This window comes from Mesobacillus jeotgali, assembly GCF_900166585.1.
Lineage (GTDB): Bacteria > Bacillota > Bacilli > Bacillales > Cytobacillaceae > Mesobacillus > Mesobacillus jeotgali_A.
Genome location: NZ_FVZC01000007.1, coordinates 122,873 through 135,814 on the forward strand (window position 1 = coordinate 122,873; position 12,942 = coordinate 135,814).

15 protein-coding genes are annotated in these 12,942 nt (G+C 42.7%); 7 read left to right on the forward strand and 8 right to left on the reverse strand.

Features of this window, described 5'->3' with window-relative positions; genetic code table 11:
• Window positions 1-54: 54 nt before the first annotated feature.
• The 4 genes from B5X77_RS01950 to B5X77_RS01965 all read right to left on the reverse strand — a co-directional run bounded on the left by B5X77_RS01950 (window position 55) and on the right by B5X77_RS01965 (window position 3,945).
• Complete coding sequence (locus B5X77_RS01950; RefSeq protein ID WP_139378278.1) at window positions 55-423, reverse strand: hypothetical protein; 369 nt, start codon at window positions 421-423, stop codon at window positions 55-57.
• A 198-nt stretch (window positions 424-621) separates the two neighbouring features.
• Entirely contained in the window at window positions 622-1,617 is a 996-nt protein-coding gene (locus tag B5X77_RS01955; protein ID WP_079504577.1) for a TIGR03943 family putative permease subunit, read from the reverse strand.
• A gap of 12 nt (window positions 1,618-1,629) precedes the next feature.
• On the reverse strand, window positions 1,630-2,625 hold the full coding sequence (locus B5X77_RS01960) for a permease (RefSeq protein WP_079504579.1): 996 nt from the start codon (window positions 2,623-2,625) through the stop codon (window positions 1,630-1,632).
• A 93-nt stretch (window positions 2,626-2,718) separates the two neighbouring features.
• Window positions 2,719-3,945: a metal ABC transporter solute-binding protein, Zn/Mn family gene (locus B5X77_RS01965; protein WP_079504581.1), complete on the reverse strand. Its 1,227-nt coding sequence runs from the start codon at window positions 3,943-3,945 to the stop codon at window positions 2,719-2,721.
• A 654-nt stretch (window positions 3,946-4,599) separates the two neighbouring features.
• Between B5X77_RS01965 and rpsN the strand changes: the two genes are divergently transcribed.
• The 5 genes from rpsN (at window position 4,600) to rpmG (ending at window position 6,942) form a co-directional block, all read left to right on the forward strand.
• Window positions 4,600-4,869 (forward strand): 30S ribosomal protein S14, encoded by a 270-nt coding sequence (gene rpsN / locus B5X77_RS01970; RefSeq protein WP_079504583.1) that lies wholly within the window; start codon window positions 4,600-4,602, stop codon window positions 4,867-4,869.
• A gap of 20 nt (window positions 4,870-4,889) precedes the next feature.
• A complete protein-coding gene (locus tag B5X77_RS01975) occupies window positions 4,890-5,141 on the forward strand; it encodes a type B 50S ribosomal protein L31 (RefSeq protein WP_079504585.1) in 252 nt (83 codons plus the stop codon).
• Between the two features lie 26 nt (window positions 5,142-5,167).
• Window positions 5,168-5,539 (forward strand): hypothetical protein, encoded by a 372-nt coding sequence (locus B5X77_RS01980; protein ID WP_079504587.1) that lies wholly within the window; start codon window positions 5,168-5,170, stop codon window positions 5,537-5,539.
• A 65-nt stretch (window positions 5,540-5,604) separates the two neighbouring features.
• The gene (locus B5X77_RS01985; RefSeq protein WP_079504589.1) at window positions 5,605-6,768 is read left to right on the forward strand and encodes an FAD-dependent oxidoreductase; all 1,164 of its coding nucleotides are present in this window, start codon (window positions 5,605-5,607) and stop codon (window positions 6,766-6,768) included.
• Window positions 6,769-6,792: 24 nt separating this feature from the next.
• On the forward strand, window positions 6,793-6,942 hold the full coding sequence (gene rpmG / locus B5X77_RS01990; protein WP_079504591.1) for a 50S ribosomal protein L33: 150 nt from the start codon (window positions 6,793-6,795) through the stop codon (window positions 6,940-6,942).
• An 81-nt stretch (window positions 6,943-7,023) separates the two neighbouring features.
• Here the strand turns inward: rpmG and B5X77_RS01995 are convergent, their stop codons facing one another.
• Window positions 7,024-7,227: a hypothetical protein gene (locus B5X77_RS01995; RefSeq protein ID WP_079504593.1), complete on the reverse strand. Its 204-nt coding sequence runs from the start codon at window positions 7,225-7,227 to the stop codon at window positions 7,024-7,026.
• Window positions 7,228-7,337: 110 nt separating this feature from the next.
• Entirely contained in the window at window positions 7,338-7,907 is a 570-nt protein-coding gene (locus B5X77_RS02000) for a uracil-DNA glycosylase (RefSeq protein ID WP_079504595.1), read from the reverse strand.
• A 226-nt stretch (window positions 7,908-8,133) separates the two neighbouring features.
• Between B5X77_RS02000 and B5X77_RS02005 the strand changes: the two genes are divergently transcribed.
• Entirely contained in the window at window positions 8,134-8,619 is a 486-nt protein-coding gene (locus B5X77_RS02005; protein ID WP_079504597.1) for a YehS family protein, read from the forward strand.
• A gap of 19 nt (window positions 8,620-8,638) precedes the next feature.
• Here B5X77_RS02005 and B5X77_RS02010 read toward each other — a convergent pair whose 3' ends face one another.
• Window positions 8,639-9,217 carry a cysteine dioxygenase gene (locus B5X77_RS02010; RefSeq protein WP_079504599.1) on the reverse strand — a complete coding sequence of 193 codons (579 nt, stop codon included), beginning with the start codon at window positions 9,215-9,217 and terminating at the stop codon, window positions 8,639-8,641.
• Window positions 9,218-9,234: 17 nt separating this feature from the next.
• Entirely contained in the window at window positions 9,235-10,161 is a 927-nt protein-coding gene (locus tag B5X77_RS02015) for a DMT family transporter (protein ID WP_079504601.1), read from the reverse strand.
• 460 nt (window positions 10,162-10,621) lie between these two features.
• Here B5X77_RS02015 and abc-f point away from each other — a divergent pair, with 460 nt between their 5' ends.
• Entirely contained in the window at window positions 10,622-12,529 is a 1,908-nt protein-coding gene (gene abc-f, locus B5X77_RS02020) for a ribosomal protection-like ABC-F family protein (protein ID WP_079504603.1), read from the forward strand.
• Window positions 12,530-12,942 lie beyond the last annotated feature (413 nt).

Sequence of the window (12,942 nt, forward strand, 5' to 3'; positions counted from 1 at the left end):
AAAAGAGCCATAATCCTGAAGCGGGATTATGGCTCTTTTAAAAATCTTTTCTATTCAAAAAAGGAATGCGATGAATGCCCAGCCTGCAGTCCCAAAACCAGCAACCAGGGCGAGTGTCAGGCCGATCAGTTGTCCGTTTTCTTTCTTTTGCTGACGTAAATAATCCTTGTAGGCAAGCTCCCCCCGGGCGAAGCGGAGTCCGAGTTCATCTGGCTCAATTGGATATTGGTTCCCATCCTTATCAGCCAAAACGATCTTGGATATCACTCCCGGGCTATTTTCCGGAAGCGGTTCACCTTGTTCAAAGGCAAAACGGCCAGCACCGATATATTGGATATAGAGTGGACAGTACTTTGTGTATTGCCGAATTTGTTCCGCATAATGGTAAGCCTGCTGCTCGATGTTATGATGGGAAACACACATTTTTTTCACCTCACTATGATTATACTGAAGAATGACAATTTCGGTGCTGTCCACAAAAAAATAAAACGGTTCAGAATTTCTGGCCGTTTTTTGTTGTTCTGGCGTATATGCCATGTAAAGTACAGGGTATCTTTAAGTAATAGCTTAAAGGCCCTTGCTGGTGCATGCTCATAAGCAAACAAGAGAACGGCCTAAACATTAATCTCTCTTAATGCTGACCGGATATAGGTAGGGAACTTCCGGTTCTTTTGCAATTTCCCATTTCACGACTTTAACAAGCGGGATAGGGTTGTCCATATAGGAGCCTGTTCCGATGACACCTTCTATTTTAATCCAGGTATCCTTTTCTATCTTTGCTGCGTCCGGGAATTCCGATAAGAAACCGATTATGCTGGCATCGGCGACACAGTGGGTGACTAGGAATCTTGAAACGACTAGCTGATTTTCGGCAAAGCCTTCCTCTTTATATACGAAACCATAGAGGCTTACCTTCCGGCCCTGGAACTTATCAATGTCGGAGCTGATTTCTTCATAATAGGAGGAATAGATACTGTCATTAAAAATGATAGTGGACCCAGTCTCAAGTTCTTTCATTTTTTTATTATATTCTGCATCTGTCATTAGATTTTCATAACCTGTTGCTGTGTCAGTTCCTTCAGCTATAACAGTGCCTTGTCCAGCCTCATCTGGTATCTGTACGGAATCGCCTGTTTCCTGGTTATCTGCCTGCTTTGACGTTTCGCCTATTGTCTTGCTGTCCTGACTGCTTTTGCTTGAACCAGCGATCGACAGCATGGCGCCTTTTTTGTCAGCAACTGCTGAGTCGAGAACCTTTGCCGGCAGCAGGAAGCCTGTCAGCAAAGGCAGGACAATGATTGAGTAGGACATTAATTTTTTTACTGTAAAAGGTGTTGTTCCATGGTCATGATGATGATCGTGATCAGGGCCATCATGTGAGCAGCATTGGTTCCCGTGATTGCAGGAATCATGGTCTTGCGCACCTTTTATGGTCCAGACTCGTGTGATCTGGATAAAAAACAGCACCAAGAAGAGGAAAGCGGCTGTCTGGCTTAATAATAAATATTTTGGGTTGATGAACAAATAAATCTTATCTGTAAAATGCAGCATATATAGCATAACTGAAAACCCCAGCAGTATGAGGGATCTTGCTGCCTGCTGTGCATGAAATTGCATGAACAAGACCTCCTATAGAACGCTGTTGAACAGCATCAGAATCGTAAATACAGTTCCGGCCACTAGTGCTAAAACAGTCATGACAAATTTAAAGCGAAACACGCTCATCATAATCAGCGTATTTTTCAAATCAATCATTGGCCCGAAAATCAAAAAGCCCAGAATCGAAGTGGAAGGGAAGATGCTGCTGAACGATGCACCGATAAAGGCATCAGCTTCTGAACAAAGTGAAAGGAAGTAGGCAAGCCCCATCATCACGGCAAGGGAAGAAGCTGTTCCGCTCCCGATTTCCAGAAGACTTTTCGCAGGCATATAGGTCTGAACAAGGGCGGCAAGGAAAGCACCAATGATTAAGTACTTGGCCATATCGAAAAACTCGTCAATCGAGTGCTGGAGCATGGCCCAAAATTTCTCCAGAAAAGACTGATTTTTAAAATGACTGTGACTTTCAAAGGAAAGGGAAGATTTAAATTGTGTCCCTTTGAAAAGCATACCTACAAACAAGGCGACAATGATCGCAATGCCAAAACCAATGACCATACGAAGGGCAGCGATCTTAAAGTTGTTCCCAAATGCCATATAGGTTGATGCTATGACAATTGGATTGATAAGCGGGCCTGTCAGCATGAAACCAATGGCAGCTGCGATCGGCACCCCTTTTCCCACGAGCCTGCGGATAATTGGCACTATCCCGCATTCGCATGCCGGAAAAAGAGCACCAATACTGCAGCTCATGACAATCGCCATATACTTGTTTTTCGGGATCCATTTGCTGATATGCTCTTCAGTAACAAAAATCTGAATCATACCGGCAATCAGCACCCCTATCAGCACAAAAGGGAAAGCCTCTATTAAAATACTTAAAAAAATCGTATTCAGGTTCAAGATGGACGAAGGGATTTCAAGTTCATCCTGAAAACCCATTCCCATGGACAAAAGCAAGAGGAGCATAAGGATTACAGCGAAACCAGTGACATCCAGTATATTTGACCGGATTATTCGAATCATATTAGCCTCCTATTAAAATGCTAGTTTTTTTCCTAATGGTTCATTATATAAATTTCTATTAAAATTCATGATATTTTTTTCAAAATAATAGAATCACTTCAGTACTTTCTTTAAAGTCTGGAGGTTCTTCTGCATAAGGCTAAAATAATCTTCGTTGTTGTTTAGGTCCTCTTCAGAAATTGACTCCAGATTATATAGAGTAACAGGTTCAGCACCAATCTCCTTCTGGATGATTTCAGCGACTCTTGAAGAAACGTTTTGTTCAAATGCTATGTGCTTCAAGTTATGTTCTTTTGCTTCTTCTATCAAAGAGGAGAGTTCTTTTTGAGAAGGTTCCTGGGTTGGAGAAAGTCCGTTAACAGCGATTTGGATAATGCCGTAACGGGTTGCCCAGTAGCCATATGCTTCGTGGGCCACAAGTACATGTTTTTTATCAGCCTGGTCAATCACCTTTTTAAATTCACGATCCAGCTCCTTAAGCTCCTTTTCAACTTGAAGAAAATTCTTTTCGAAATCTTTAGCATGCTCTGGCATCAGCTTGACGAAAGAATCTTTAATATTGGATGCGATTTTTATAGATAAAATTGGATCAAGCCAGACGTGTGGATCATAGTTTCCTTGCCCCCCATGATCTTCCTTGCCGGAGTGTGTCTCGTCCTCGTATTGTTCTTCATCAATGTGAACTTCGTCTTCATGATGTTTTTCATCAGAGTGAGCAGCTTCGTCTTTATTATGTAAATCTTCTTCTGAGTGGGGGGCTTCGTTTTCATGGTGTTTGTCTTCGCCAGAGTGGGCAGCTTCGTTTTCATGGTGTTTGTCTTCTCCAGAGTGGGCAGCTTCGTTTTTATTATGTAAATCTTCTTCTGAGTGGGAATCTTCGTTCCCATGGTGTTCGTCTTTTGAATGTCCCTCTTCCTCTTCGTGAGAGTGAATGTGACCTGATTCGATGAGTTCAATATTTTCCAATGCCTTCACAATTGTTACCTTTTCATTTTTTAGTGCCTGTTCCGCTTTTTCTGTGAATCCTTCAACTCCTGTTCCTGTATAGAAAAATAAATCAGATTCTGCAAGCTTTATCATATCTTTTGTAGTCGGCTCATAGCTGTGTGCATCAACGTTTGGCGGATATATTGTATTTACTGCTACATGTTCTCCGCCAATTTTTTCAGCGAAATCTTTTAGAGGGGAGATAGTTGTATAGACTGTGAGTTTTTCAGTCTCTGTACTTTCCTCATGGCTGGATTCTTTACTTGATGAGCATCCCGAAAGTGCAGTTGCGGTTATTAAGAATAGAACTAGTAAAGGGTTTTTGCTTTTCATATTAACTCTCCTTTATTAAAGCGGGTCTGGATTATGGTCGTTAATCGAAATGATTACGATTTATAGTGTAAAGCAGGTTACTAAATTTGTAAATGATTTTAGTAATCATTACGATTTACTATTAGTGTAAAACCAATGAGTTTTAAATATTGGCAAGCAGGGGAGGAGCGATTACTATCTATTTTAAAACGTAACGATTACGATTAGTGATATATACCAGAATAATATGCCTTAAGGAAAGCGTATATGAAAAAAATAAAATCATTGGGGGGAGCAAATGGATTCCTTTATCCGTATTGAGTGGCTATCTTGGATCCGGATAGACCGCATTATTGAATCATCTATTGAACAATCGGGATAATAAACCGCCGGTTACCATATTAGTGTTAAGACGAAGTTAAAACACGTGAATTATCAAAACATATTTTAAGGCTGATTTGAGGCGGAAGAGGAGTAGAGAATACTTAAGAGGACTAGGGGCTATAGTAAATTTCAAAGAGAAAAACTTGTTGATAGAAAATCGTTTTTTTAAAGAGAAAAATTTTTTAGCTATCCAATGAAGTTGCAAAAGGGGAGTAAATGTGTTTAAATATCTCTATGTTATGTATAAATCGTAATGATTACGATTATCTTTTAGAGAAAGGGGTAAGTAAATTGGCTAAAAAATCTAAAGTAGTTAAAGAAAGAAAACGCCAGGTGCTAGTATTGAAATATGCTGAATTGCGCAGGGAATTGAAAGAAAAGGGCGATTACGAGGCGCTCAGGAAACTTCCTCGTGATTCTGCACCCACTCGTTTGAAAAATCGCTGTGAAGTGACAGGCCGTCCGCGTGGATATCTCCGTAAATTTAAAATGTCGCGTATTGCTTTCCGCGAATACGCCCATAAAGGCCAGATTCCGGGCGTGACAAAATCAAGCTGGTAAAAAGATTGGAGGAGTATGCTATGAAGGAAAACATTCATCCCGATTATCATAAAGTAGTATTCATGGATACAAACAGCGGCTTTAAGTTTTTAACAGGTTCGACCAAGTCATCGAATCAGACAATCGAATGGGAAGATGGCAGCACTTACCCGCTTATTAAAGTAGAGGTAAGCTCTGATACTCATCCATTTTATACTGGAGTCCAAAAGTTCTCCGACCGTGGCGGCCGGACTGAACGATTCATGAAGAGATATAATTTCAAGAACAAATAGAATTTTAGCCAGGTGAGGTACAAGGTATGAATTCACATTTGATGGAAATTCTGTCTAGAGAGATTATAAAAACACTTCCAAATGAACAAAGAGATGTTTATGAATATGTTGTTAAGCTTGAGGACCAACTGGCAAATCAAGCTTCGACATCGGAAGAGTTCATGGGCCTCCTGGTAAAGCATTCTCCTCACAGGAAGGCAGCAAGGCAATTTAATTTATCATTTGGGCAGCTGATGGCATTAATGACAGAAGCAGAACATTTTATCAATCGGCAGCTGGAGAGAAAGCTTGAAAACGCAATATGGATTGATCTGACAGAAAAAGTCCATTCAAGAAACCATGGCAGTAATGACAATGTAAAGTACTTTTATTTCTCAGTAAATGAAGCTCATTCTTGATTTTTTTTGATTTATAAATCGTAATGATTTCGTTTTATATCGCACTATTATTAGGAGGCACCGAAATGTTTGAATGGATTGTGGTAGGAGGGGGGATACAAGGTTGTACGATAGCGGCCTTTTTGCTGAAAAACAATAAGGTTTTACCAGACAATCTCTGTATCATTGACCCGCATGAAAAACCTTTAACCAATTGGACGAGAAATACTGGGTTAATTGATATGAAGTTTCTTCGTTCTCCATTCGTCCATCATCTAGATGCCGATCCTTTCAGCTTAATCAGTTTTACAAAGAAAAAGAATTTAAAGGATAACGAGTTTTACGGTCCATACAAGCGTCCGTCGCTGAAGATATTTAACGAACACAGTCATCATCTCTTTCAAGAGACAGCTTTGGAAAAGTCCTGGCAGCAAGGCTTTGTGAGTGACATCGATAAAGAGAAGGATCACTGGCGTGTCCATACATTAGACGGTAAAAGCTTGGCTGGCAGGAATATCGTATTGGCCCTAAATGTAAATGACCAGTTGTTTATTCCTGAATGGGCAGACTCACTTCATGAAGAATCAAACCAGGTGTTTCATATCTTCGATAAAACTGCCTGTATCGAGGAACTGAAGCCTCCTATTGCCGTAGTAGGAGGAGGAATCACCTCCGCGCATCTGACAATCAAGCTAGCTGCTATGTATCCGGGAGGGGTCACTTTAATCAAAAGGCATCCCTTCAGAGTTTTTGACTTTGACAGCGACCCGGGATGGCTAGGCCCAAATAAACAAACTGCCTTTCGTCAGATCAGCGATTATGAAAGACGCAGGGATGTTATTACACGTGCCAGGAATAAAGGGACGCTGACTTCGGAATTGTTCCAGAAACTTAAGAAACATGAGAATGAACAAAAGATTAAGGTAGTGGATGGTGAAGTTACATCAGCTACTAAAAGGGACGGGGAAGAGATCACCCTTATACTTGCGCAACAAGAGGTCAACGTAAATTCCATCGTTTTTGCCACAGGATTCAAGCCCGGGCGTCCTGGCGGAGGATGGCTGGACAAGGTGATCGAAAAGTTGGACCTCTCATGTGCCTGGTGTGGCTATCCAATTGTCAATCCAAAGCTAGAATGGTGCCCTCACTTATACGTGATCGGATCTCTTGCCGAACTGGAAATTGGCCCGATTGCCCGGAATATCTCCGGTGCGCGTCAGGCCGCAGAAAGAATCGTTCAGAGTTTATAAGACTAAAATCAGGAGGAAAGAAAGATGAGAGTCAAAATTACGCTTGCATGTACGGAAACGGGAGACAGGAATTACATTACAACTAAAAATAAAAGGAATAATCCGGACCGGATTGAATTAAAAAAATATTGCCCTCGCTTGAAGAGATATACGCTGCATAGAGAGACGAAATAGGCCGGCAGTTATTATTTAGTATGAAAAATAGCTTTTGTAAAGGAGGGCTTTTGGTAAGCTCTCCTTTTATAATGAACTGATTCACTGTCCTTTTTCACTTTGTGCTGCGGCCCTATGGATGATATCGACAATGAAAGGATCTCTATTTTCCAATTCCTGCAGTGTGACAGAACCGCCCGCAAGACTGTCTGAAATTTCATTTATGTCTTCCTGGGCTGATACCGGCACCTGGTTAGCGGTCATCATTCTTTGCAATTCCTCCGCTACTCTTCTATCCTGGGTCATGAAAAATACCTCCTATGGAATTCAATTTACTTATATTAGTTTGAATCAAATTAGATTGTTTAAACCCGTGGATACGAACTGTCCCCCACATAAAGAGCAGCAAAAAAAGTTTATCTATGGAAATGTTCCGCTGCAAGCTTCATGTCTTCCAAAAACAATGGCCAAAGATTCGGACGCCTTCTTACGGCTAACGGATGATAGGCAACGACTGTTTTATGTCCCCGGACATCATGAACTTCTCCGCGAAGCGATTTGACTTCCTTTTCCGAATCCTGAAAGAAGGATTGGACCGCCACGTTGCCAAGGCAGATAATCAATTCAGGTTTTTTGGAATCGAGCTGTTCCTTGAGGTGCTTCATGCAAATATGCCTGGTTCGTTCTTTATCATAGGCGCGCAGTGGTTTCCTTTTTAAAATATAGGTTATATAAAGATCCTCCGCTTTTAATCCAGCGTCGTGTACTGCTAATTGCAACGTTTTCCTCGTTCCGCATACAAAAGGCTGATTTTCCCGATCCTCACGTGATCCCGGATTGTCCAGCAGAATCATGATTGGAGCTTCGGGATTCCCTTCCCCCCAGACCATTCGGGTCCCATGCTCATTCAGACGACAGTCACCGCAATTGCGCTGCCCGATAGGGGTTGGTTCCTCTGGCCATAAGTATGCACAAAAATCAGTCATGTCCTCACTCCGTTTTCCTTTTGATTGTTAATAATATACCCAAATCCAGCGGGAGTGGTTTCCTGAATACGAATTACCCTTTATGAAATATTGCAGATAGGTCTCCAGAAAAAATCTTTCAGAAGAGACTCCTGTTTAAGATGATCACCGCCTTATTTTTATGCTGACTTTGCGTATGCTACAATAGAGTCTGGATAATTTTGTTTGGGTTATAGGAGGTTCTTTCATGCTTAACAACGATATTTTGATCCGTTTGCGCTATGCCCTCGATATCAAGGATACCGATATGGTGGAAATGTTCGAGCTTGGCGGCATCGACTTGAAGAAGGAAGACGTACAGCAGATGCTGAAGAAGGTGGATGAAGATGAATACGATGATCTGCCTGAAGATTACATAAGGGTCAATAATGCAATGATGGAGCAGTTTTTAAATGGCCTGGTTACTTTTAAAAGAGGGAAGCGTCCTGGTGAGATGGGAACTCCCCCATTGACCGGGGAAAGTGTGAACAATCAGCTGTTGAAAAAGGTGAAAATCGCCCTGTCGCTCACGAGTGAGGACATGCTTGAGATTTTCGACCTTGCCGGAGTCCGTGTTTCCAAAGGGGAGCTCGGGGCGATTTTAAGGAAGGAAGGGCATAAAAACTACCGCGAATGCGGGGATAAATTCGCCCGGAATTTTTTGAAGGGCATGACGCTGAAATTCCGGGAATAGAAATCTTAAGAGACGGTTCTCATGAAATATGAGAGCCGTCTTCTTGTTTGGCAAGCCGAATTTCTTTGACCTTCTGATAGGTTTCCTCTGGCCACCATGCTCCGCAGTCATCGGAGACGATACAGGCGGCACACTTTTCAAAATCGTAGACCTTCATCCCGCTGATGGGCGGGGAATAAAGGTGGAGAGTGACGAGTCCCGCTTCGCCATCTGCCTGCATTTTATGAATCCCTTTCCGTGGAGCGTAGAAGTCTTTTCCCTGATGGTGAAACTCCTTAAACAGCTCTTTGGGCAGGCTGTTGCCATTGACTTCGTAAACTGAATTAACAGATGTCCCACCGAGAACCAGGATCCAGCCATGGGAATCACCATGATCGTGTGGAGCGCATTCTAAATCTGACCAGTTCATCACCAGAAGCTCGACATCCTCGCTTTTGTACAAAAGTTTACGAAAATAAGGCTTTCCAGAAGCAGATTTAAGTTCTGGCTTTAAATTTGCAACGGTCATGTTGAGCTTGCCGAGGGCCTCTTTCATCTCGGTTTTTGATGGAGCTTTAAGCGAATCCAATATTCTTTTGGCCTGAGGATTTAAAGTCATACAACCTTCCTCCTGATTCATGGTGATTTTTTTAGGAAAAAGCGCAAAAGCATGGGAACTAGACCACCGTTTACAATTATCACTCCTATTATGATTATGATTCCGCCTATAGCACTTATGAGGATGAATTTTTCATGTAAAAGAATAATGGCGAAAATCAGGGTGACCAAAGGCTCGAGATATAAGAAAATGGATACCTTTGAAGCATCTAATACTTCCAGTGCTTTTCCCCAATACCAATATCCAATTCCAGACACGAATATAGCAAGGAACAGAAGATTTGCCCATTCTGTTTGTGACAGTAAGGGCAGGGACTCCCAGCCTCTGTTCCGGATTAAAAAAGGGAGAGTGAGTACGAAGCCGGTTAAGCTCATGTAAAATGTTACGACAACAGCAGGGTAAGGAATGCGCATTTTTTTTAAAAGGATGGAATAGACTGCCCAGTTCAGCGTACTCAGGATCATCAGAATGAAGCCGATGTTCATGGAGAACTCAAAGGAGTGGCCGCTTCGAGTGGTAGTGACCATAAAGACTCCGGTTACCGCAATAAGCATTCCGGCTGCTTTTTTCACATTCATCTTTTCATGCAAAAATAGACCTGAGAGGATGACAGTGAAAATAGGAGAAAATGAAATCAGCCAGCCGGCAGAAGAGGCAGAAATCGTTAACAAGGCCGTCGCCTGCAGCACTTGATGGACGAAGATACCCAGTATTCCGAGGACAACAAGATGAGGGATATACCCAATTGAAATACGGAGCCGTGAGCCCTGGAGCATTAATATCATCAATAAAAACAAAGCCCCTAAACCAAAGCGGAACACCAATATGGAATAGGGATCGAGCTTATCAAGCAGGGCTTTTGCAGAAACAAAGGAAACTCCCCAGAAGCTGATCGATAAAAGTGCGTAAAGCGAAGCGGTAAGCTTGGAACGAAACGGAACCATTGCTTAAATCCTTTCTGCTGAACAGTTTTCTATCATTCTATGCTCGTCCTTCAAGAAGAAGAATAAATGAAAAAACCCAAGATTATTTACAAAATTATGTAAATCGGAGATAATAAAGCAAATGGTTTAGGAGGGAAAGTAAGTTTATGGAACCAACATCTAATTGCTGATTAATAATTTTATTAATAAGGGTTTTGTATTGAGTATAAAAAGCCTATCTGAATAGGTTTATTTCGTTATGCTCTTTATGGAATTGCAGCGATTAGAAGAAAACTTACTTTACTGAATCGGGATAGTGATATTTTGGCATGGGCTTATTTGGGCTTGCTGAACATGTTGATTCAAGACTGTAGGGATTCCTGCAGTCTTTTTATATTGAAAAAAAGGAATAGTAAATGGGTTCTTCTTTGTGCTGTCCATAAAAAGCGTAGCTTCATTATGGATGAAAGAAGGGATTTGTATGTTGGAACTGAAAGTGCATGGAATTAAAAAATATATGGAAGCGACGCTTGTCGTGAATAGTTTTACGTTGGAAGCTTTTGAAGGGGATAAGGTCGGGATTGTCGGGGCAAACGGAAGCGGCAAAAGCACGATTCTTAAAGTGATTGCTGGAATCGAGCCAATGCATTATTATCCTGGCTACCCACAGACCTCGAGCCCGGGCTATGATGAAGGGTTGATTCATCGTCCGAGGGGAGCGTCGTTCGCTTACTTGGAACAGATGCCTTTGTATCCTGCCGGCCTGAAAGTAATTGATGTGCTGAAACTGGCTTTTGAAGAGGTTCATGACGTTGAAAGACAGATGCGTGAAATCGAGGCAAAGATGCAGGTTTTAGAGGATGCGGCACTGGAAAAAGCGCTCAATAAATATAGTGATTTGGTGAATCTATATGAAGCAAAGGGCGGTTATGAACAGGAGGAAAAGCTAAGCAGGGTTTGCACCGGGCTTAAGTTTACGGAAGACTTTTTGCAGAGGGATTTCGACTTGCTGAGCGGAGGGGAGAAAACATCGGTTGGTCTCGGAAAAATCCTGGTTCACCAGCCGGATATCCTGCTGCTCGATGAGCCGACTAACCATCTGGATATGGAATCGATTGAATGGCTCGAAGGCTTTTTGAAAAATTATAAAGGCATCGTGCTGATCGTCTCGCATGATCGTTACTTCCTGGATAACGTCGTGAACAAAATCGTCGAGATTGAGGACATGGAAACAATCAGCTACAAGGGAAACTACTCGGCTTTTATCAGTCAAAAGGAAGAAAATATGCGGGTGCAATATGAGCATTTCCGTGAGCAGCAAAAAAAGGTCAATAATATGGAGAAGCAGGTGACGAGCCTGCGTGACTGGGCGATGCGCGCAGACAATAACAAGTTCTTTCGGCGCGCGGCGAGCATCCAGAAAAAGCTCGATAAACTAGACCGAATTGATAAACCAATTTTTGAGCGCAGGAATATGAGGCTGCATTTCAATGATGCCAATAGGTCGGGAAAAGAGACAATCAAGGCTGTGGGGTTGTCAAAGCGGTATGATGATAAGGTGATTTTTGACGGGGCTGATTTGATGGTCCATTATGGCGAGCGAGTCGGGATGGTTGGAGCCAATGGCAGCGGGAAAACGACCTTCCTGAAGATGCTTTTGGGCGAGGAAGATCCGGATGCTGGAGTGGTTGAGCTGGGGGCGAATGTAATGGCTGCTTACCTGCCCCAGAAGATTGTTTTTGAAAATGAAGAGCTTACGGTACTTGAGTGCTTCCGGGAGGGAATCTGGATTGTCGAAGGCAAGGCAAGAGAGTATCTGGCGAAGTTCATGTTTTACAAAAAGAGTGTCTTCAAAAAAGTGAAATTCCTGTCAGGCGGCGAGCGGATCCGTCTCAAACTGGCGATGCTGATGTTCGATGATATCAACTTGCTGATTCTCGATGAGCCGACGAATCATCTGGACATCGATTCCATTGAGACACTTGAGGCCGCTCTGGAAGATTTCAAAGGCACGATTTTCTTCATTTCCCACGACCGATATTTCATCAATAAAATCGGCGAGCGCGTGATTGCGATTGAGGACTGCGGGTTGAAAAGCTATCAGGGTAATTATGATGATTATAAAAGAGAGAGAGCAGCGATCGAGGCGGTGCCCGTTTTTAAGGAGAAGAAGGAAAAGGCGGGATTGCTTCAGCAGGTGCAGCAACCGGATCCTGGCGGGAAGCTTTTAAGAAGAATAGAAAGCCTCGAAAAGGAAATCTCGGAGCTTGATTTAGTGATGGGCGTTAAACAGGATTATGCAGAGCTTGATCAGCTGTATAGCAGGAAACTCGAATTGAACAGCGAGCTTGAGCAGGCGATGGAGATGTGGTTGAGCGCCGGGGAGTAAGAGAGGAGAAGCATGGATTCGTTCATGCTTCTTTTTTTGTTGCTGGCAAAGGATACTTGGGGGAGATGACAGCTATTTTAAAAGTCAGCCTTTTGGTTCTTTAGACAGCTTCGGGGACGTTTGGTGGTGCTTGGGCAAAAGCTGTCAGAAGTAAGGAGAACTTTGGACAGGTTTGGTGGTGCTTGGGCAAAGGGCTGTCAGAAGTAAGGAGACCTTTGGACAGGTTTGGGGGTACTGGGCAAAAGCTGTCAGAAGTAAGGGGAACTTTGGACAGGTTTGGTGGTGCTTGGGCAAAAGCTGTCAGAAGTAAGGGGAACTTTGGACAGGTTTGGGGGTACTGGGGCAAAAGCTGTCAGAAGTAAGGGGAACTTTGGACAGGTTTGGTGGTGCTTGGGCAAAAGCTGTCAGAAGTA